17 protein-coding genes are annotated in these 19,929 nt (G+C 61.6%); 9 read left to right on the top strand and 8 right to left on the bottom strand.

What is annotated here, in order from left to right; genetic code table 11:
- The first annotated feature begins 81 nt into the window (after positions 1 to 81).
- Positions 82 to 2,013, top strand: coding sequence for a DUF4012 domain-containing protein (locus G1C98_RS09475; protein WP_169080100.1), 1,932 nt, complete (start codon positions 82 to 84; stop codon positions 2,011 to 2,013).
- Positions 2,014 to 2,029: 16 nt separating this feature from the next.
- Here G1C98_RS09475 and G1C98_RS05820 read toward each other — a convergent pair whose 3' ends face one another.
- A complete protein-coding gene (locus G1C98_RS05820; protein ID WP_169080098.1) occupies positions 2,030 to 2,296 on the bottom strand; it encodes a hypothetical protein in 267 nt (88 codons plus the stop codon).
- A 217-nt stretch (positions 2,297 to 2,513) separates the two neighbouring features.
- Here G1C98_RS05820 and G1C98_RS05815 point away from each other — a divergent pair, with 217 nt between their 5' ends.
- The gene (locus tag G1C98_RS05815) at positions 2,514 to 3,080 is read left to right on the top strand and encodes a hypothetical protein (protein ID WP_169080096.1); all 567 of its coding nucleotides are present in this window, start codon (positions 2,514 to 2,516) and stop codon (positions 3,078 to 3,080) included.
- A 386-nt stretch (positions 3,081 to 3,466) separates the two neighbouring features.
- Here the strand turns inward: G1C98_RS05815 and G1C98_RS05810 are convergent, their stop codons facing one another.
- From G1C98_RS05810 to glgB, 3 genes are all read right to left on the bottom strand, one after another.
- Positions 3,467 to 4,453 carry a sensor histidine kinase gene (locus G1C98_RS05810; protein WP_417852295.1) on the bottom strand — a complete coding sequence of 329 codons (987 nt, stop codon included), beginning with the start codon at positions 4,451 to 4,453 and terminating at the stop codon, positions 3,467 to 3,469.
- 83 nt (positions 4,454 to 4,536) lie between these two features.
- On the bottom strand, positions 4,537 to 5,286 hold the full coding sequence (locus G1C98_RS05805) for a response regulator transcription factor (RefSeq protein ID WP_169080092.1): 750 nt from the start codon (positions 5,284 to 5,286) through the stop codon (positions 4,537 to 4,539).
- 29 nt (positions 5,287 to 5,315) lie between these two features.
- Positions 5,316 to 7,574 carry a 1,4-alpha-glucan branching protein GlgB gene (gene glgB / locus G1C98_RS05800; RefSeq protein ID WP_169080090.1) on the bottom strand — a complete coding sequence of 753 codons (2,259 nt, stop codon included), beginning with the start codon at positions 7,572 to 7,574 and terminating at the stop codon, positions 5,316 to 5,318.
- Between the two features lie 146 nt (positions 7,575 to 7,720).
- On the opposite strand from glgB, the gene G1C98_RS05795 reads away from it, so the two are divergent.
- Both G1C98_RS05795 and ispF read left to right on the top strand, forming a co-directional pair.
- Entirely contained in the window at positions 7,721 to 8,314 is a 594-nt protein-coding gene (locus G1C98_RS05795; protein WP_169080088.1) for a CarD family transcriptional regulator, read from the top strand.
- A 176-nt stretch (positions 8,315 to 8,490) separates the two neighbouring features.
- A complete protein-coding gene (gene ispF, locus G1C98_RS05790; protein ID WP_169080086.1) occupies positions 8,491 to 9,003 on the top strand; it encodes a 2-C-methyl-D-erythritol 2,4-cyclodiphosphate synthase in 513 nt (170 codons plus the stop codon).
- 155 nt (positions 9,004 to 9,158) lie between these two features.
- Here the strand turns inward: ispF and G1C98_RS05785 are convergent, their stop codons facing one another.
- The 4 genes from G1C98_RS05785 to G1C98_RS05770 form a co-directional block, all read right to left on the bottom strand.
- Positions 9,159 to 9,635 (bottom strand): hypothetical protein, encoded by a 477-nt coding sequence (locus G1C98_RS05785; RefSeq protein WP_169080084.1) that lies wholly within the window; start codon positions 9,633 to 9,635, stop codon positions 9,159 to 9,161.
- A 138-nt stretch (positions 9,636 to 9,773) separates the two neighbouring features.
- Positions 9,774 to 10,610: a metal ABC transporter permease gene (locus G1C98_RS05780; protein WP_169080082.1), complete on the bottom strand. Its 837-nt coding sequence runs from the start codon at positions 10,608 to 10,610 to the stop codon at positions 9,774 to 9,776.
- An 84-nt stretch (positions 10,611 to 10,694) separates the two neighbouring features.
- Complete coding sequence (locus G1C98_RS05775; protein WP_169080080.1) at positions 10,695 to 11,543, bottom strand: ABC transporter ATP-binding protein; 849 nt, start codon at positions 11,541 to 11,543, stop codon at positions 10,695 to 10,697.
- A gap of 214 nt (positions 11,544 to 11,757) precedes the next feature.
- On the bottom strand, positions 11,758 to 12,933 hold the full coding sequence (locus tag G1C98_RS05770; protein ID WP_169080078.1) for a metal ABC transporter solute-binding protein, Zn/Mn family: 1,176 nt from the start codon (positions 12,931 to 12,933) through the stop codon (positions 11,758 to 11,760).
- Between the two features lie 105 nt (positions 12,934 to 13,038).
- Here G1C98_RS05770 and G1C98_RS05765 point away from each other — a divergent pair, with 105 nt between their 5' ends.
- From G1C98_RS05765 to uvrB, 5 genes are all read left to right on the top strand, one after another.
- The gene (locus G1C98_RS05765; RefSeq protein WP_169080076.1) at positions 13,039 to 13,923 is read left to right on the top strand and encodes a bifunctional methylenetetrahydrofolate dehydrogenase/methenyltetrahydrofolate cyclohydrolase; all 885 of its coding nucleotides are present in this window, start codon (positions 13,039 to 13,041) and stop codon (positions 13,921 to 13,923) included.
- A 188-nt stretch (positions 13,924 to 14,111) separates the two neighbouring features.
- Positions 14,112 to 15,584, top strand: a complete 1,473-nt coding sequence (gene rpsA, locus G1C98_RS05760; protein WP_169080074.1) for a 30S ribosomal protein S1 — start codon at positions 14,112 to 14,114, stop codon at positions 15,582 to 15,584.
- A 125-nt stretch (positions 15,585 to 15,709) separates the two neighbouring features.
- Entirely contained in the window at positions 15,710 to 17,062 is a 1,353-nt protein-coding gene (locus G1C98_RS05755; protein WP_169080072.1) for an acyltransferase family protein, read from the top strand.
- Between the two features lie 65 nt (positions 17,063 to 17,127).
- Positions 17,128 to 17,742, top strand: coding sequence for a dephospho-CoA kinase (gene coaE, locus G1C98_RS05750; RefSeq protein ID WP_169080195.1), 615 nt, complete (start codon positions 17,128 to 17,130; stop codon positions 17,740 to 17,742).
- A 21-nt stretch (positions 17,743 to 17,763) separates the two neighbouring features.
- Complete coding sequence (gene uvrB / locus G1C98_RS05745; RefSeq protein ID WP_169080070.1) at positions 17,764 to 19,875, top strand: excinuclease ABC subunit UvrB; 2,112 nt, start codon at positions 17,764 to 17,766, stop codon at positions 19,873 to 19,875.
- Positions 19,876 to 19,929: the final 54 nt, after the last annotated feature.

Raw genomic sequence — 19,929 nt, 5'->3', positions numbered from 1 at the left:
GCTTCAGCGCGCGTACCGTCTCATTATGCGCGGTGATATAGGCCTGGCGGAGGGAGACACCCCTGCTGATACAGTGGCGGCGTGGCAGAGATTGAAGATTTGAATACGGAACAGTCATACGATGACGTCGTTTACGGTAGGGGCGTGAACGAGTCAGGCAACGTGCATGGAGAGCATGGAGAGCACGGGGCGCATGGGCCGAGAAGAGCTGGCGGACGCCACAGGCACCGCGCCAAGCGTCGCGTTCGCGACATCGTGCTGATCGTCGTGGCGGTCGTGCTTTCCGCCATCATCCTGACGGGGGTGTATTTCGCGGTTTCCGCCGTTGTCGTGGCCAAGGAGGTCAAGTCGGCATCCGCCACCGTATCCTCGCTCGGCAACATAGACCTCACCAATGGCAAGGCCGCTTCCTCGCTCGGTACCACGGTGAAGGATCTCGACAAGCACATCGGCGTCGCATACGCGAACACCAACAATCCGATCTGGCGCATGATGGGCGCGGTTCCCCGGTATGGCGCGGATGTCACCGCCGTACGCACCGCCGTGGAGTCGCTGCACGATCTTTCGCATGACGCGCTGCCATTGATGGTGGACGCCGCCGGGAACATCGACCAATCGTGGTTCAGCGTCCACGATTCCGCAATCGCGATGCCCGGCATCGACAAGGTGTCCGCCAAACTCATCAAGGCGAACGCCATCGTGCAGAAGGCGAATACGAAGTTCCAATCCATCGACGGCGTGACGATTCGTGCGCTGAGGAACGCGCTCACGCCCGCACAGAAGAAGATGGACACCGTCGCCCAGACAAGCGACAGCCTGTCCCGCGCCATGAAGCTTCTGCCCAGCATGCTCGGATTGAATAACCCCAACGAGACCAGAACCTATCTCATTCTGGCGCAAGGCAATGCGGAGCTCCGTGCCACCGGTGGCGTCGCCGGCTCGTGGGGAACCGTCACCGTGCAGAACGGCAGGCTCACGCTCAATGATTTTGTGTCCGAAGGCGAGTTGGAGGGATTCGACTCCCCGGTGACCGAGCTCAGCGCGAACGAGCTCGCCCTGTATGGCGACAAGCTCGGCCGCAAGCCGCAGGACGTGAACTTCACGCCCGACTTCCAGCGTACGGGGACCATCGCCAAGGCCATGTGGGAGCAGCGTTTCGGTCAGCAGATCGACGGCGTGATCAGCATCGACCCCGTGATGCTGCAGCGGATGCTGTCCGTGGTGGGATCCGTGCAGGTGAGCTACAAGAACTATTCGCCGGTGCTGGATGGGCAAAGCACCTCGCGTGTTCTGCTGAACGAGGCATACGCCGCATTGCCCGACCCGGAGGACCAGGACGCGTTCTTCTCCCTCGCGGCCAAGGCCGCCTTCGACCGCATGCTGCACATGCAGGGCAGCCAGTCGATGCAGCTGGTCAAGCAACTGGCAGCCGCGGCCGAACAGGGGCATGCGTATGTATGGAGCGCGCACGCCGATGAGCAGGCCGTACTGACCGGCACCGACGTGAGCGGAAGCCTGATCACCGCGCAGTCGCCCAAATATATGGGAGGGACGGCCCCCAAGCAGGTCATCGGCGTGTATTTCAACGACGCTATGGGTTCCAAGATGGACTGGTATCTTGAACGCAAGGTGACCGACACCGTTGCGGAAACGTATGCGGACGGGCGTGAGAAGCATGAGATTACGATCAGCCTGCGCAATACGTTGAATGAGGCCGATGTGGACAAGGTGCCGGGTTATGTGGTCGGTGCATTGGAGAACGGTGCCCAGAAGGGCGATATTCAGCTCATCAACTACCTGTACGTACCTGCCGGCGGCGCAGTGCCGGAGTATTCGGCGGGGCCTGATGGTCAAAAGGGCGACGATTACAGCCTGCATGACGGACTGACGGTGGTCTCCAAGCAGGTGAATCTGAAGCCAGGCCAGAGCTACGAGATCACGGCCACGGTGTACACGGCCGCGGGGTCGGTGCCGGGGCAGACCGTGCTGCGCCAGACGCCGCTTTTGCAGTAGGGCGCGGCAAAAGACACTACTGCAGGAACTGCAGACCGAAGAGAATTCCGCCGGCGCATGCGCAGACGACAATGAGCAGGGCAAGATCCAGTTTGATCAGAAAACGCTCACGGCGGTGCCGGCGATGGATTCTCTCCATATGCTCCGCGCTCAGGTGGCCGCCTCTATGGCGCGACTCCTGCGGTTCCTCCACCTCGATCAGCGATGTGCTCTCATCGATTTGATGAAGATCGATAAGTGTGTTCTCGCCGGTCTGCAGACTTGGTTCCGTCGGTTCCCTCATATCGCCCCTTTTAGTTTATCTAATGAACTCACCTATATGGTGACAGCACAGCCGTCACCTGTCAAGCGACATACGTTTTCTTTCCGTCCGTTGGTGGAAGTTACGCAAAGGTTCATGGAACGTGCTACTCTGACAAAGAACGACTTGACCATATCAGGATCAGGTCGTCGGTAAAACTTTGCATGCGCGGATAACGCATGTGGGAAGGACAAAAGAGATGAGAAAGATCTCCGCTATTTTTGCGGCAATCGCTATGACGCTGATGTCCGTGTTCGCTCTGGCGCCGTCCGCGTTTGCAGATGATTATTCCGCAACCGTGAACGCCAACCCGAACGCCGATGGCACCGCGACCATCACCGTCACCCTGGACGATGCCACGTATGATGCCGGCTACCACTACGTCGGCGTGACCGTCGACGACTCCCTGGTCAGCAACGTCACCGTTGCCGCCGAGAAGACCTACGGCTGGTGGGCGGCAAGCGAGAACACCCCGCACACCGTCACCATCAAGCTCACCACCCTCAACTGCAAGGACGCCAAGGTCACCGTGGAGGCTTCCAAGTCCGCTGATGGTGCCGACGCCATTACCGTTGGCTCCCAGACCGTGAACTTCCCGGCAACCTGCTCCGTGAACGGCAACACCAATGCCGGCGCCGCAGCCGCTGGCTCCAACTCCGGCAACACCGCTCAGACCGGTGCCTCCGTGGTTCCCTACGTCATCGTCGTGGCCCTGCTGGCCATCGCCGGTGTCGCCTTCCTTGCCCTGCGCAAGAAGAGCCGCTGAATCTAACGATTAACCTGTGATTCGCGAAAGCCTCCTTCGGGAGGCTTTTTTGTTGCCGTTGTGCGTGTAGCCGTCGCGCCGGGAGTTCGCATCATTGTGATGATCAGATAGGCGGCTTGAGAAGGCGGTGAACCCTGATGTACGGTAAAGAGCCGTTTACGGCATGATCGGCGTGGAAAAGGCAGTTGTGTCGGCGCTTCATATGCGCAGGGAGAGAGCGAGGGATATGTCCCTCGGCGTGTTATGCATGTGACGTAAGGGGAGAAAGCTTCAAGGCAAAAAGAAGGTAGGGACGCCGTTGTCCCTACCGATACGGCTCGGCTAATCCGAGTGAATTTCTATGGTTCTGTTCCTACGTCCGTACTGTTTCTTCCCGAAGCACCATGCTACTCCTCGACATGGTATTTCGGCAGCACTATCTCAAAATTGGCACCTCGGGCATCGTCCACCACACGCACCGTGCCGCCGTGCAGCTGCGCCGCCCACCGCGCGATCGACAGGCCAAGGCCCGTGCCGCCCGATTCCGTGCCGGGGCCGTTCTTGCCCCGCACAAAGCGGCGGAAGATATCCGACCGCGAATCCGGGGAGATCTGGGAGCCGAAGTTCACCACATTGGTCACCACGGTGCCGTGGGGGATGTCCTCATGCACCTCCACCAGCACGTTCGTGCCGTCGGGGGAGTGCTTCAGCGCATTGCCGATGATATTGGTGAACAGCTGGCGCAAACGGTCCTGGTCGCCCTCGATGGTGATGTCGCCGGGAACGTTCACCTCGATGGTGTGCGCATGCCCGCCGTCCGCGATCTCCAACGGTTCGATCGTGTCGTCAAGGAAGTCGGCGAAATTGAACCGTTCGATATCGAGGCTGGCGGCACCGGCCTCCATACGGCTCAGATCCAGCAGGAACGCGATCAGATCGCTCAGGCGATGCGTCTGATTGAGGATGCTTTCCAGATTCGCCGGCGTCGGCTCGATCACGCCGTCCGCCATGTTCTCCACCTGCGCCTGCAATGCGGACACGGGGGTGCGCAGCTCATGGCTCACATTGGCGATCATGTCCCTGCGCATCTTATCCGCATGCTGCAGTTCGGTGGCCATCTCGTTGAAGGAACGGGCCAGCTGCTCCACCTCGTCGTGGCTGGAATCGTCGATCGGCACGCGCACGCTGTAGTCGCCGTCGGCCATGGCCTCCGCAACGTCGCGCAATTGGCGCAACCGTGCGGTCAGGCCGCGCGAGAACGTGTAGGTGAAGCCCAATGCCACCACCAGCGTGATGGGCATGGCGATCCACCAGCTCAAATCGATTTTGAGCAGAATCCAGCACATGAGGAACGCGATGGCCGTGGCGATCACGATCAGTGCGCTGAGCTCCATTTTGAGGGAGCGAAGGAACAAGATAGGGCGCACGCCAGTACGACGTGCGCCCTGAAAGCGAGGATTACGCTGCTTGGTGTTCATTACCGACCTTGGGTAGAAGCCTGTTCGCCGCCGGTTGGCGGTTCAAAGGCATATCCTACGCCGTGCACCGTGCGAATCATGTCAGGACCGAGCTTGTGTCGCAATGCCTTGACATGGCTGTCCACCGTGCGGGTGCCGGAGGCATCCACCCAATCCCACACCTCTTCGAGAAGCTTCTCGCGGGTGAGCACCGACTTCGGCTTGCGGGCGAGCGTCGCCAGCAAATCGAATTCGGTGGGCGTCAGGTGAACGTCCTTGCCGTCCAGGCTGACGGTACGCTGCGCCGGATCGATGATGAGCGACCCGAAGTCGAGGATTTTCTCGTTCTCCGCGTTCTTGGCGATGACCTTCGCGCGGTCCACGCGGCGCAGCAATGCCTTGCAGCGGGCGATGAGTTCGCGCATGGAGAACGGCTTGGTCATGTAGTCGTCGGCACCGGCTCCCAGGCCGATCACCTTATCCGCCTCGTCGTCGCGTGCGGTGAGGATGAGCACCGGCACCGGACGGTCGGCCACGATGCGCTTCGTGGCCTCAAGACCGTCCATCACCGGCAACATGATGTCCATGATGACCAGATCCGGCCTCAGCTGCGCCGCCGCCTGAACGGCGCTCGCCCCATCGCCTGCAACGCGCGCGGTCCAACCTTCGGCGGTGATGCGCTGGGCGATGGCGGTGGCCAGCGTCGGTTCATCTTCGACGACCAGCACGGTGCGGGGCTGAGCCTGCTGTTGTGCTGTTGAGTTGAGCATTTCGATAGCTGCCTTTCAGCTGGGTAATATCAGTTTTCCGGCTTCAAGAATACCGCAGCAAGCGCAGGAACGGTGATTCGTGCGGAAGCCGGGCGCGAATGGTATTCGCCGGCGTCCGCTTCGAACGTTCCGTTCGAGATGCCGGAGCCGCCGTAGATGGTGGCGTCCGTGGTCAGCACTTCCGTCCAGCGGCCGCCGTGGGGGAGCGCCACCTGGTAGTCGGACCATGCCTCGCCGGAGAAGTTCACCACGACCACGCATTCCTCGCCCTTGGTGCCGATGCGCACGAAGCTCAGTGTGTTGTGGTCGGCGTCGTCGCTGGTGAGCCACTGGAAGCCGTCCGGGGTGAAGTCCTGGCTCCAGATGGCCGGCGTCTGCTTGTACAGCTTGTTCAGGTCGGCCACGAGGCGCTGCACGCCCTCATGCTCCTTCCAGTTCAGGCAGTCCCAGTCGATGGAGTTGTCGTGGTCCCATTCGCCCCACTGCGCGAGCTCGTTGCCCATGAAGGTGAGCTTCTTGCCCGGATGCGCCCACTGGTAGGCGAACAGGGCGCGCACGCCGGCGTACTTCTGCCAGTCGTCTCCCGGCATCTTGCCGAACAGCGAGCCCTTGCCGTACACGACCTCGTCGTGGCTGATCGGCAGCACGTAGCGCTCGGAGTAGGCGTACACCATGGAGAAGGTGATCTCGTCGTGGTGCCACTTACGGTTGATCGGCGCCTCGTGCAGGTACTCCAGAGTGTCGTGCATCCAGCCCATGTTCCACTTGAGGCCGAACCCGATGCCGCCGGCGTCGGTCGGGGCCGTGATGCCCGGGTATGCGGTGGATTCCTCGGCGATCATCATGATGCCCGGATTGTTCTTGTAGGCGGTGGCGTTGGCCTCCTTGAGGAAGTCGATGGCCTCGAGGTTCTCGCGGCCGCCATAGATGTTCGGGTGCCACTGGCCGGGCTCGCGGCTGTAGTCGAGGTAGAGCATGGAGCTCACCGCGTCGACGCGCAGGCCGTCCATGTGGTATTCGCTCAGCCAGAAGCAGGCGTCGGCCACAAGGAAGTTACGCACCTCGTGGCGGCCGAAGTTGAAGATGTAGGTGCCCCAGTCGGGGTGCTCGCCGCGGGTCGGATCCGGGTCCTCGTACAGCGGGGTACCGTCGAAGCGGCCGAGCGCGAAGGCATCCTTCGGGAAGTGGGCGGGCACCCAGTCCATGATGACACCGATGCCGGCCTCGTGCAGCTTCTCGACCAGGTACTTGAAGTCGTCCGGGCCGCCCAGGCGGGAGTCGATCGCGTAGTAGCCGGTGACCTGGTAGCCCCAGGAACCGGCGAACGGGTATTCGGCCAGCGGCATGAACTCCACGTGGGTGAAGCCCATCTTCTGCACGTAGGGGACCAGCTTGTCGGCAAGCTCGCGATAGTTGTGCACGTCCTTGCGCCAGCTCAGCGCGTTGACCTCGTAGATCGCCACGGGGCCGTTGTGCGGATCGGTGGCCGCACGGCGTTCCATCCACTCCTGGTCGTGCCACTCATGCTTGGAGTCGACCACGATCGAGCCGGTTGCCGGCGGGATCTCGTGGGAACGCTCCATGGGGTCGGCCTTGTCCGTCCACTCCCAGTTGGCGTTGAGGATCTGATACTTGTATACGTCCCCGGCCTTGGCACCCGGAACGAACAGCTCCCACACGCCGGAGGAACCGAGCTCGCGCATCGCGTGGCAGCGGCCGTCCCAGCCGTTGAACGAGCCGATCACGCGCACCGCGTGCGCGTTCGGCGCCCATACGGCGAAGGAGACGCCGGTGACCTTCTCTCCCGGGGTGCCGTCCACGCCACCCATCGGGTCCTCGTATTCGCGCACATGCGCACCCAAGGCGTCCCACAGGCGCTCGTGGCGGCCCTCGCCGAACAGGTACATGTCCATTTCGCCGACGGTCGGCAGATAGCGGTAGGGGTCGTCCTGAACGGTTTCGGGAACGTCCTCGTAGGCGACCTTCACGCGGTAGTCCGGCACGGAGTACCCGCCGTCCTCGTTGGTTATGGAGGGGACGATGGCCACGAAAACGCCATTGAATTCGTGCTTTGCCGCGTACTCGCCGGTCAGCGTGACGATGGAGACCGTCTTCGCGAACGGGCGCAGAACGCGGACCGTGGTGTATTTGGCCTGATCGCCTTCGCCGAGGTGGCCGCCCAGAACGGCATGTGGATTATAGAAAGCGGCGTTGCTTACCTGATCAAGGTCGCCCTGGCTGACCGGGACGGCAACGATATCGTCATTGATTGTCGTGTTAGTGCTCATGGTCATTAGTGTACGGCTTTAATGCTTGAAAATGGAACATTTGGCGCGTCGAAGTGCAATTTTTCCGGACTTTTTTCCAAGTCCAGCGTCTATGGCATACTCGTTCAGGTTTTTTGTGTGTCCGCTCAAGCTCAATCGGAGGTTTCATGGGATACAAGGTCGGCGATATGGTCGTCTATCCGCGTCACGGCGCGGCAAGGGTTGAGGCCATTACCGAGCGGACGGTGCGAGGGGTGACCCGCAAATATCTGGAGCTTTCGGTGCTTTCTTCCGATGGCCTGGTTATTAATGTTCCGGTGGATAATGCCAAGAAGGTCGGCGTCCGAGACATCGTGGACGCCAACGAGGTGGCCAAGGTGTTCGAGATTCTTCGTACGCCGATCATCGAAAAGGAAATGAACTGGTCCAGGCGTTACAAACTGAACGTCGAGAAGATCGCGACCGGCGACGTGAACAACATCGCCGAAGTGGTGCGCGACCTGGCCCAGCGCGACGTGGACGAGCACGGCCTGTCCGCAGGCGAGAAGCGCATGCTTACCAAGGCCCGTTCCATCCTCACCTCTGAAATCGCCCTCAGCGAGAAGATCGAGGAGAGCGAAGCGCAGCGTCTGCTTGACGTGAATCTGGGCTACAGCCCCGCAAAGCCGGGTGACGAGAAGCACCACACCCAGGAGCCGGAGGAGGCCGCCAAGGATACTCTGGCCCGCGTGGAGGCTTCGAAGAAGTCGAAGAAGAAGTGATGTCCGGCCACGGTGCGCCGGCGCGGTCGGCATGATCGACCGGGTGCAGCGTGAATGGTTGAGGGAAGCCGCCAGAGGTGGCTTCCCTTTCTTGATATTGGACCGCATATCGCCGGGTCTTGCGGCCTGAGCGCCCGATGCATTCGACGGCGAACAACAAAAAGAGATAAGGATATATGGCTATGCGCATAGGGCAGGGCTTCGACGCCCATCGTTGCGTCAAGACGACCGGAGCCGAAGCGGGGGATGGGTCTGGTACAGCACGCGGGCTGTGGCTTGCCGGCCTGCCGTGGGAGGGCGAGGACTTCGTCATCGAGGGCGACTCCGACGGCGATGTGGCGGTGCACGCGCTGATCGACGCGTTTCTTGCCGCGGCCGGCCTGGGGGACATCGGCTCGCTGTTCGGCGTGGGGAAGACCTCGCGTGGTGCCGGCATGCGTGGTGCCGACATGCTGCGCGACACCATCGCCCATCTGCGCTCACATGGCTATGCGCCGCAATCCGCGTCTGTGGTGATCGTCGGCAACAGGCCGAAGGTCGGTACGCGGCGTGAGCAGGCCGCCGAGGTGCTGTCGGAAATCGCCGGATGCCCGGTATCCGTGACCGCCACCACCACCGACCATATGGGCTTCACCGGGCGCGGCGAGGGCATCGCGGCCATCGCCAACGCCTTGGTGGACGCTGCATGACGGTCCGGTTCTGAAGCTCATGCGGTCGACGGGCCCGCGCAGCATATGAGAACGCCGCGAACGGATCGGTATCCGCTCGCGGCGTTCTCATATGCGTTCCAGTAGGTCAGGCGCCCCGATCCGTTGCCGGCCGGTGCGCCTGGGAACCGTGCTTGCTACTTCTTGGAGGCCTCCACGGCGTCGACCGCCTTCTGCAGCGAAGCGGTGTGGCTCTTGTACCACGAGATCTGATCGTTCAGCTTGTTGGTGATCGCGTCGTAGTCCTTCATATTGTCGGCGGCGCAGGCGATGTATTCGGGTGCCTGGGCCTCCAGCTCCTTGGCCAGGGTCTTGACGGTCTTCGGGTCCTTGACCTGATCGGCGGTGATGCCGCTGGCATCGTTCGCGTCGGTGTTCACCAGATTGTTGTACTCGTTCATGGTCACGCGCAGCGTGTCGGAGGTCTGCGCGCAGGTCTCTTTCGCCGTGGCGAAACGATGCTTGTTCCACATGAGCCATCCGCCCGCGCACAGGCAGACCACCAGCGCCACGACCACGATGGTGATCAGCGTGCGACGATTCGCCTTGCGTTCCTGCGCTTCCTGCTGTTCCTTCTTGCCCTGCTTGTTCACGTCATGCTGCTTGTTCGTCATCGCTTGTCCTTTCTCCTCTGTCGGTCATCTGCTGTCCTGCCCGTTTCCGTTCTCTACCGTGGGCAGGCACAAGGGACATACCTTAGCAGATGCCTGAGGGAGCGCCATACGGCGCGTGGCGCGGCGATGCGTGGGCGGCTACCTGCGGCGGACGGCCCCGACGATCTTGGCGATCACCCAGAACAGCGTGGACAGGGTGACGATGATGAAGCTCGGGGGAGCGGGGAACATCGCGGAGATCACCAGCCCGCCCCAAATGGAGGCCAGGCAGAGCAGTCCGGCCACCACCATCGACCTGAACGGCGTGCCGGTGAGGATGTTCGCGGTCGCGGCGGGCGTGACCACCAGCGCGAAGATCAGCAGCGTGCCGACCGCCGGCACGGCGATCGTGATCACACCGGCCATAATGGCCATGAATGCGACGTTCATCACACCGATCGGCACGCCCTTGGCCTGCGCCACCTGCTCGTCCAGCGAGCTGAACAGCAGCGGCCTGTAGATCACGGCGAGCACCACGATCAGCAGCGCGTCGAACAGTGCGAATCCGATGAGCTGACCGGTGGTGATCGTCAGAATCGAACCGAACAGAATCGACTGCATCTGCGATGAGGCGGACGACGACAACCGCGCGAAGAACAGGCCCAGGCCGGTGGCGAACGCCAGCACGGTGCCGGTGGCGATCTCGCGTTCGGACACGCGCTTGCCCAGCGCGCCGATCACCAGCGCGCCGCCCAGCGCGAACGTGCCCAGGCCAAGGGAGACGGGCAGGCCGAGCAGCACGGCTCCGGTCGCACCCGGCAGGCCGATGTGCGCCAGGGCGTGCGCGGCGAATGTGGAATGGCGGACGATGGTGAAATAGCCCATCACGCCCGCGGCGAGCGCGATGCAGAGTCCTGCGATGAAGGCGTTCGCCATGAACGGGGTGGTGAGCGTCTCCATCCAGTTCGGGTCGAAGCTGAAATCGATGTTGGTCATGGGGTGTCCTTGGTCGAATAGGTCGTGGTCGAATAGGTCGGATGAGTGCTTAGAACGGGGAGCGTCTGGGCGCTGGCCTGTGGGTCATGCCCGGTGCTGGTGCATGCGGGCGAGTTCGTCGACGGTGTGCATGTCTTGGACGGCATCGTCCGGTTCGTCCGCCGTGGGGGTGACGAACATGTCGCCTTGCGGTGTGGTGACGACCTGCACGTTGGTGCCGTACAGGTGGGTGAGCAGGTCGGAGTCGAGCACCTGGCGCATGTCCGCGTAGTGCGGGTGCCCGTCGAGCAGGTATACCGCGCCGGTGAGGATGGGCAGCAGCATGTTGAGGTCGTGCGCCACGACCTGGATGGTCATGTCGAGGTCGCGGTTGAGTCGGTTGAGCAGGTGCACCACGGAACGCTGCGAGGCGAGGTCGAGATTGGCGAGGGGTTCGTCGAGCATCAGCAGTTTCGGGTCGGAGACGATGGCCTGTGCGATGGCCACGCGTTGGCGCAGTCCGCCGGAGAGCTCGGCCAGGCGGTATTTCGCCTTGTCTGCGATGCCGACGAATTCCATGGCCTGGTATGCCTTGGCGCGTTGGGTGCGGGTGATGGGGTGCAGGCCGAAGCGGGTACCGTTGAGTCCCAGGAGCACCGATTGTTCTGCGGTGAGGTTCGATTCGATGCCTGCGGCGTAGTTCTGCGGCACGTACCCGATGGATGCGTTGGCCTTGCCGGCGGGCGCGCCGAGGATGGTGGCGCTGCCGTGGGAGAGCGGCAGCAGGCCGAGTTCGACCTTCATCATGGTGGTCTTGCCTGCGCCGTTCGTGCCGACGATGGCGGTCACCGAGCCGGTGGGGATGGCGAAGGTGCCGTGCTGCCAGATCGTGCGTTCGCCGCGCCTGACCGCGGCGTCGTTCAGTTCGATGGCGTACCCTGGCTGGCTTTGCATGGCCGTGCCTCCTTGACGGTGCTGATGGTTTCGTATGCTTCGATTATCGCGAATGATGTTGACAATCGTTTTCAATAAGGAATGGGTCGTTGGGACAGGCGGACCGGACAAGGAAAAGGGGCGAAGAGGGGATCGGAACACAAAAAACGCCGTGGCCTGATTACAGGCCACGGCGAGATAACCAGATAGAAGGAAAACCGTATTACACGATGGCTCAGTCCCCGCTCTTGGATTTCGCGTCGTCGGACGCGGCGGCATCGCCATCGGTCGAAGCGCATTTCTTCTGTTTGGACGACGCATCGGACGACGTATCCGAATCCTTCGACCCCTTCGCGTCACCGGAGGCGTCGGCATCGGACTTGCCGGACTGTCCGGATTCATCCGACTGCGCATCCTGCGAGGAATCCTTCGAGTCGCCAGAATCCGCATCATCGGCATCGCCGTCATCCGCCACGCAACCGTACTCCGGGTCGATCGCGGTCGTGATCGAATCCACCAGCGCGCCGATCCAATCGGTCAGCGACTCGTACTCTCCTGGCATCTGCTCGGTCACATCGACAACCGGAATCTCCGCCTTGTTCGCCGTACCCGTGATCATGTTCGTCATCTCCGACGACTCCTGCGGATTATTCACCAGCACACCGGCCTTCTTCGCCTCCAGCAGCTCCTGGAACTCCTGAAGATCGGCCGGCGCGACCTCACCGCCATTCATCACCGCCTGCAGATAGCTCTGCGGCGTCACATCCTTCGCCCCAAGATCGGACATCAGATAATACGCCACCGACTCCGTAGCCGCATACGTGGCCTTCCCATGCCCCGAAGCGAACTTCTGCATCGAAGCATCCAATTGCTTCTCCTGACGCTGCCACTGCTGCAAACGCTTCTTGAAATACGCCTTCTTCGCCGGCCGCGCCTTCGAGAACGCGGCGGTCAGCTCCTTGGCCATATCCTGACGGGCATCCTTCGAAAACCACAGATGCGGATTATCACCCGTCGTCGCACCCACCGTCTGACCGGCGGAGACCACCGTCGTATCGCGCGACAACGACTTCGTGGCCCACGAATCATAATCCGCACCATTGGCCACCACGATCTCGGCCTTGCTCAACGTCGTCAGATCCGAGGTCTTCGGCTCGAAATCATGCGCATCCACACCAGTCGACGTCAGAATCGACGTCACCTTCACGCCCTTACCGCCGATCTGCGAAGCCAACGAACCCCACTGGCCAACCGAAGCCACCACACTGATCGCCCCCGTCTTCGCCGCAGGCTTGGACTGCGACGCCTCGCCGGCACGCCCCTCGCCGACACCACACGCCGCGCTCGCCAGCAACATCGCCGAAGCAAGCAACGCGGCAGCGCATTTGCCCAGTGCACGATTCGTTCGCATGGTCACATTCCGCCTTTCTCGCGGCCGCACGTCGACGCAGCCGATACGATATCTTATCGTAGTGCTCGCGAACGCGGGCGCAGGAACCTATAAGAAGGGGATGGCATGTCCATAAAACTCGACGGCAAGGCCGTGTCCGCGCGGATTAAGGAAGACCTGCGCGAACGGGTGGCGCGTTTGGCGGAACAGGGAATCGTGCCCGGCCTGGGAACGCTGCTGGTGGGCGAGGACCCTGGCTCGGTCAAATACGTCGCCGGCAAGCACGCCGACTGCGCGGAGGTCGGCATCCGCTCCATCAAGCGCGAACTGCCGCAGGACGCGACATTCGAACAGATCGCGCAGGCCGTGCGCGAACTGAACGAGGACCCGGAATGCACCGGGTTCATCGTGCAGATGCCACTGCCCAAGGGCATCGACTCCAATGCGATCATCGGCATGATCGACCCCGCCAAGGACGCGGACGGCATGCACCCGTACAATCTGGGCGAACTGGTGCTGCACGTTCGCGGCGACGTGTCCACGCCGCTGCCGTGCACGCCGCGCGGCATCATCGAACTGCTCAAGGCATACGACATCGACCTGAACGGCAAGGAGGTGTGCGTGCTCGGCCGCGGCATCACCGTGGGACGCACGATCGGACTGCTGCTGGCCAGCCGCGGCGTGAACGCCACGGTGACGCTGTGCCACACCGGCACCAAGGACGTGCACGACCACATGCGCCGTGCGGACGTGATCGTGGCGGCCATGGGCGTCGCCGGATTCGTCAAGCCGGAGGACGTGAAGGACGGCGCCGTGCTGGTCGACGTGGGCGTGAGCCGCGTGTTCGACGAGGAGGCGGGCCGCTACCGCATCAAGGGCGACATCGACCCGGCATGCCGCGAGAAGAGCGGCGCGTACACGCCGAATCCGGGCGGCGTTGGGCCGATGACCCGCGCCATGCTGCTGGCCAATGTCGTGGAAGCCGCCGAAAGGCACGCCGCCGAACGCTGACGGATGCCGGAGGGGCGAAATGCGCCACGACACGCCTAGAATTTTGGGGCTGGGTGTCTGTAGACTGAACAAATGGGTGTTTGCTGAGAAACAGCCGTATCTCAAATCGATATCGCGGGCTTTCGGCAGGCGCTCACATAACTGAAGATCGAGTAATATCCACCAACTATAAGAAACCATTTATTTATATGGCACAGAACAATAACGAAGTCGCCAAGGTCGCCATCAACGATATCGGCACCGAAGAGGACTTCATCAAGGCAGTCGATTCCACCATCAAGAACTTTGATGATGGTGATCTGGTCGAAGGTACCGTCGTTAAGATCGATCACGACGAGGTGCTCCTGGATATCGGCTACAAGACCGAAGGTGTGATTCCTTCCCGCGAGCTTTCCATCAAGAAGGACGTGGATCCGGACGAGGTCGTCAAGGTTGGCGACACCGTCGAGGCCCTTGTCGTCACCAAGGAGGACAAGGAAGGCCGACTGATTCTTTCCAAGAAGCGTGCACAGTACGAGCGCGCTTGGGGCGACATCGAGAAGATCAAGGAAGCCGATGGCGTTGTCGAAGGTACCGTCATCGAAGCTGTCAAGGGCGGCCTGATCGTGGACATCGGTCTGCGTGGCTTCCTGCCGGCATCCCTGGTCGAAATGCGTCGTGTGCGCGATCTCTCCCCGTACATCGGTCAGAAGATCGAAGCCAAGATCCTCGAACTCGACAAGAACCGCAACAACGTCGTGCTGTCCCGTCGCCAGTACCTGGAAGAGACCCAGTCCGAAGTTCGCGAGACCTTCCTCTCCCAGCTCAAGAAGGGCCAGATCCGCGAAGGCGTCGTGTCCTCCATCGTCAACTTCGGCGCATTCGTCGATCTCGGTGGTGTTGACGGCCTGATCCACGTTTCCGAGCTTTCCTGGAAGCACATCGATCACCCGTCCGAGGTCGTCAAGGTCGGCGATAAGGTCACCGTCGAGGTGCTCGACGTCGATCTCGACCGTGAGCGCATCTCCCTGTCCCTGAAGGCGACCCAGGAGGATCCGTGGCAGCGCTTCGCCCGCACCCACGTTCCCGGCCAGATCGTCAAGGGCAAGGTCACCAAGATCGTCCAGTTCGGCGTGTTCATCTCCGTCGAAGACGGCATCGAGGGCCTGGTGCACATCTCCGAGCTCGCCAACCGTCACGTCGAGAACCCGGAGACCGTGGTCAAGCCGGGCGAGACCGTGTTCGTCAAGGTGATCGACGTCGATCTCGATCGTCGCCGCATCTCCCTGTCCCTCAAGCAGGCCAACGATTCCGTTGACCCGGCTTCCGAGGACTTCGATCCGGCTCTGTACGGCATGCCGGCAGAGTACGACGAAGAGGGCAACTACAAGTACCCCGAAGGCTTCGACCCGAACACCAACGAGTGGCTTGCCGGTTACGAGAAGCAGCGCGAAGAGTGGGAATCCCAGTACGCTGCCGCTCACGACCTGTGGGAAGAGCACAAGGAGTTCGTGGCCAAGGAACTCGAGCACGCGGAGGAATCCGCCGCTGCCGACGGTCAGGGCGCTAAGGAAGAGAAGGTCGAAGAGGTGTCCAACTACTCCTCCGAGAGCACTTCCAACGGCACCCTCGCCGACTCCGACCAGCTTGCCGCCCTGCGCGACCAGCTGCTCGGCGAGTGAGCTGATCGCAGCCACTGCACGGTAATAACTGCAGAATAAGTTGCAACGCATCAGCTATTAGCTGAAACGAGAGCCCGACCGGTTATCCGGCCGGGCTCTCGTTGTCTTTCCTGAATCGGCTCTGCATGGGCGCAGAGCCTCCCGCCCTGTCTCCATGTCCCATAAGGTTTCATCGGCTAGTCCGCGATTTGGCTGGAAGCATGCCGAATGCCGTGTTTTATGACATTCTTGGGAAGGATTCTGCCGGATACGCGCAAGGGGAAGAGCGCATTGACGGCGTTGGGCCAAGGCTCATCGTCGTATGCTTCATATGCCTTGGCCAGGGAAGAGACGGGAAGATGGGAAAAGAGACGACACGAAACTCGAACTTCGAGTTCCTGCGCATCGTAGCCATGCTTGCGATTACGCTATGCCATTTCGTTGCACGCAAATACATATTGAGCGGTGATATTCCGATCCGCTGGATCAGCGTTATGCTCGTCGATTTCTGGGGTCTGGGGGATTGCCTCTTCTTCGGGATCACCTCATGGTACCTGTGTATGTCGAACCCGACGGGCAAAAAGGCCTTCCGCCGTGTATGGCAGCTGGAAAAGCAGCTGTGGTTCTACGCCATCGGCATATTCGCGGTTCTTGCGATTCTCCAGTTCGGCTTTGGCCTCTATCCGTTCTTCGCTTCCAAAGGCGCCTTGGCCAAGGCGGGCCTCTCGTCCGTCGCTCCCGTGATTTCGGAGTTATGGTGGTATCCGACGGCATATGTGCTGTTCGTGCTGCTCCATCCCTTCATCAACGCCTGCCTGCGTGCGTGTGGCGAGCGGATTCATCGTGGTCTGGCCTTGAGCGCATTCGCCATATGGGGCGTGATTCCCTTCTTCCCGCTTAATATGAAGTTGAGCGTGTTCCTCTTCCTGTACCAGTACGTGATGCTTTCCTACGTGCGCTGGTATCACGACGATCTGCTGCGTTCCCGCCGGTTGAAGACCATGCTGCTTGCCGTTGGTCTGGGCGTCGGCATCTGCTTTGACAGTGTTATGGCCGTGGCCGGGGCAATCGGAAAATTGGGCCGTAACTACACGTACATGAGCCAGCCGTGGAGTTTCCCTTCGCTGTTCGTGGCATTGGGTCTGCTGATGTGGGCATATCAGCGTGAGGAATCCCATTCCAAGGCGATCAACATAATGGCCTCCGCCACATTGGCTCCCTATGTGATCACCAAGTACACGCCGCTCACGCTTGCCGTGAAGCATTGGATCGACGAGCTGACCGCAGGCATGAATGCGGGGTTCGGGCTGATGCTCAATGTCGTGCTCATCCTGGTGATGTTCATGCTGTGCATTGCGATCGATCTCGTTCGTCAGGCGCTGTTCAGGGTCACCGTTGACAGGAAACCCGGCGCATGGTTTGCGGTCGTATGGGATTGCATGGAGAACAGGGCAAAGCCGGCCATCAGCGAAAAGTGGGCGCGGATCGTCCAAGGCTGATTGCATCTGTGTTCCGTATGCCGCTGCCCGAGTACCGCAGGCGGTACGATACCGGTGTGCATGGTATGAGAATCGGATTGACGGGCGGCATCGCCGCGGGCAAGAGTACGGTGGCGGCACGGCTGGCCGGATTGGGCGCGTTCCTGATCGACTACGATGCGTTGGCGCATGCGGTGGTCGAGCCCGGCGGTGCCGCGCTGCCCGAAATCGTCGGGGCGTTCGGCGCGGATGCTCTGAACGCCGACGGCACGTTGAACCGTGCATGGATGGCCGAGCATGTGTTCGGCCCCTCCGCCGCACCGGGCGCACGCGAACATTTGGACGGTATCGAGCATCCGCTGATCTACCGCGAGGCAGAACGATTGGAGCAGCAGGAACGAGCATCGCGCCCGCATGCGGTCATCGTGCACGACATCCCGCTACTTGCCGAGGTCATCGACTCCATACCGTTCCGTTTCGACCGTATCGTCACCGTCGAGGCCCCGGAAGAGACGCGCATCGAACGCATGATCGAGACGCGCGGCATGACCAGACGGCAGGCATGCGACCGCATCCGGCATCAGTCCAGCGAAGCGCAGCGACGCGCCATCGCCAACGACGTCATCGACTCCGATCAGCCGTTGGAACAAATGTTCGAACAGGTTGATAGGCTGTATAGTCAATGGAACGAGAAAGCGTAGAAGCTCGGCAGAGGGGTTGCGATGGGATTCAACATTGAACGCACGAACAAGCCGTTTGTAGTCAAAGCACCGTACAAGCCAAGCGGCGACCAGCCCAAGGCCATCGACGAGCTCGCCACGCGCATCGAGAACGGCGAGAACGATGTGGTGCTCATGGGCGCCACCGGCACGGGCAAGACCGCCACCACCGCATGGCTGATCGAACGGTTGCAGCGCCCGACGCTCATCATCGAGCCGAACAAGACCCTGGCTGCGCAGCTGTGTGCCGAATTCCGCGAGCTCATGCCCGACAACGCGGTGAGCTATTTCGTCAGCTACTACGACTACTACCAGCCGGAAGCCTATATTCCGCAGACCGACACGTACATCGAGAAGGACTCCAATATCAACGACGACGTGGAGCGACTGCGCCACGCCGCCACCGCGAACCTGCTGACCAGGCGCGACTGCGTGGTCGTGGCCACAGTCAGCTGCATCTACGGTTTGGGTACGCCCGAGGAGTATGCCGGGCGCATGCTGTTCCTGCACGAGGGCGACCAGATCGAGCGCGACGATCTGCTGCGCACCTTCGTGGACATGCAGTACAAGCGCAACGACATCGCGTTCACCCGCGGCACGTTCCGTGTGCGCGGCGACACCGTCGAGATCATCCCCGTGTACGAGGAACTGGCCATCCGCATCGAGTTCTTCGGCGACGAGATCGACCGCATCTCCACGCTGCACCCGTTGACGGGCGACGTGATCTCGCACGAGACCGAAGTGCACATCTTCCCGGCGTCGCATTACGTGGCGGGTCCCGACCGCATGGCCCGTGCGCTGAAAAGCATCCGCGCCGAGCTTGACGACCGTGTGGCCGAGCTGAAGAACCAGGGCAAGGATCTGGAGGCGCAGCGTCTCTCCATGCGAACCACCTACGATCTGGAAATGCTCAGCCAGGTGGGCGTGTGCTCGGGCATCGAGAACTATTCGCGGCATTTCGACGGACGTGCTCCCGGCACGCCGCCGCACACCCTGCTCGACTTCTTCCCCGACGATTTTCTGCTGGTCATCGACGAATCGCATGTCACCATACCGCAGATCGGCGCGATGTACGAGGGTGACGCGTCCCGCAAACGTACGTTGGTCGAACACGGGTTCCGCCTGCCTTCGGCGATGGACAACAGGCCGCTGAAATGGCCCGAGTTCCTGCAGCGGGTGGGCCAGACCGTGTATCTTTCCGCCACGCCCGGCGACTATGAACTGGGACTTTCCGACGGCGTGGTCGAGCAGATCATCCGTCCGACCGGTCTGGTCGACCCGAAGATCGAGGTGCGGCCCATCGAAGGCCAGGTCGACGATCTGCTGGGCGAGATCAAGGCCCGTGTGGAACGCAACGAACGCACGCTGGTCACCACGCTGACCAAGAAGATGGCGGAGGATCTGACCGACTACCTGCTGGAACGCGGCATCAAGGTGGAGTACCTGCATTCGGATGTGGATACGTTGCGGCGCGTGGAGCTGCTGCGCATGCTGCGCGAGGGCAAGATCGACGTGATCGTGGGCATCAACCTGCTGCGCGAGGGCCTTGACCTGCCCGAGGTGTCACTGGTGGCGATTCTGGATGCGGACAAGGAGGGGTTCCTGCGCTCGTACCGCTCTCTGATCCAGACCATCGGCCGTGCCGCGCGAAACGTGGACGGCACCGTGCTCATGTATGCGGACAACATCACCGAGGCCATGCACGAGGCCATCGACGAGACGAACCGTCGCCGTGAGATCCAGATCGCCTACAACAAGGAGCATGGCATCGACCCGAAGCCGTTGATCAAGAAGATCAGCGACGTGAACGACATGCTCGCCAAAGAGGACGTGGACACGCAGACCCTGCTTGACGGCGGGTACCGCAATGCGGGCAAGGCCGGCAACACGCACCTGGGCGTGCCGACCCTGGACGAGAGGGAAGCGGACAAGCGCCACGAGGACCTGCTCAAGGCCGGTCTGCCGGCGCAGGATCTGGCCGATCTGATCCGTCAGCTTTCGGAGCAGATGCACACCGCCGCCGAGCAGCTGCAGTTCGAGCTGGCGGCGCGTCTGCGCGACGAGATCCGCGATCTGAAGAAGGAACTGCGGCAGATGACCGAGGCCAGCAAGTAGGACGACCGGTACATGCCATGCCCGATGTGCGCTGCCGGGCATGGCATGCGGAGC

The sequence above is a fragment of the Bifidobacterium erythrocebi genome (assembly GCF_012932675.1).
In the GTDB taxonomy this organism is placed as follows: Bacteria; Actinomycetota; Actinomycetes; order Actinomycetales; family Bifidobacteriaceae; genus Bifidobacterium; species Bifidobacterium erythrocebi.
This window is presented reverse-complemented; position numbering and strand designations above follow the sequence as displayed.

What these genes read in the sequence shown, in the direction of transcription:
- G1C98_RS05755 (WP_169080072.1), top strand. Translation starts at nt 15,710, where the DNA reads ATGGGCGCAGAGCCTCCCGCCCTGTCTCCATGTCCCATAAGGTTTCAT.
- ispF (WP_169080086.1), top strand. Translation starts at nt 8,491, where the DNA reads ATGGCTATGCGCATAGGGCAGGGCTTCGACGCCCATCGTTGCGTCAAG.
- G1C98_RS05770 (WP_169080078.1), bottom strand. Translation starts at nt 12,933, where the DNA reads ATGCGAACGAATCGTGCACTGGGCAAATGCGCTGCCGCGTTGCTTGCT.
- rpsA (WP_169080074.1), top strand. Translation starts at nt 14,112, where the DNA reads ATGGCACAGAACAATAACGAAGTCGCCAAGGTCGCCATCAACGATATC.
- glgB (WP_169080090.1), bottom strand. Translation starts at nt 7,574, where the DNA reads ATGAGCACTAACACGACAATCAATGACGATATCGTTGCCGTCCCGGTC.
- G1C98_RS05765 (WP_169080076.1), top strand. Translation starts at nt 13,039, where the DNA reads ATGTCCATAAAACTCGACGGCAAGGCCGTGTCCGCGCGGATTAAGGAA.
- G1C98_RS05785 (WP_169080084.1), bottom strand. Translation starts at nt 9,635, where the DNA reads ATGACGAACAAGCAGCATGACGTGAACAAGCAGGGCAAGAAGGAACAG.
- G1C98_RS05820 (WP_169080098.1), bottom strand. Translation starts at nt 2,296, where the DNA reads ATGAGGGAACCGACGGAACCAAGTCTGCAGACCGGCGAGAACACACTT.
- G1C98_RS05775 (WP_169080080.1), bottom strand. Translation starts at nt 11,543, where the DNA reads ATGCAAAGCCAGCCAGGGTACGCCATCGAACTGAACGACGCCGCGGTC.
- G1C98_RS05795 (WP_169080088.1), top strand. Translation starts at nt 7,721, where the DNA reads ATGGGATACAAGGTCGGCGATATGGTCGTCTATCCGCGTCACGGCGCG.
- coaE (WP_169080195.1), top strand. Translation starts at nt 17,128, where the DNA reads ATGAGAATCGGATTGACGGGCGGCATCGCCGCGGGCAAGAGTACGGTG.
- G1C98_RS05805 (WP_169080092.1), bottom strand. Translation starts at nt 5,286, where the DNA reads ATGCTCAACTCAACAGCACAACAGCAGGCTCAGCCCCGCACCGTGCTG.
- G1C98_RS05780 (WP_169080082.1), bottom strand. Translation starts at nt 10,610, where the DNA reads ATGACCAACATCGATTTCAGCTTCGACCCGAACTGGATGGAGACGCTC.
- G1C98_RS05810 (WP_417852295.1), bottom strand. Translation starts at nt 4,453, where the DNA reads ATGGAGCTCAGCGCACTGATCGTGATCGCCACGGCCATCGCGTTCCTC.
- G1C98_RS05815 (WP_169080096.1), top strand. Translation starts at nt 2,514, where the DNA reads ATGAGAAAGATCTCCGCTATTTTTGCGGCAATCGCTATGACGCTGATG.
- uvrB (WP_169080070.1), top strand. Translation starts at nt 17,764, where the DNA reads ATGGGATTCAACATTGAACGCACGAACAAGCCGTTTGTAGTCAAAGCA.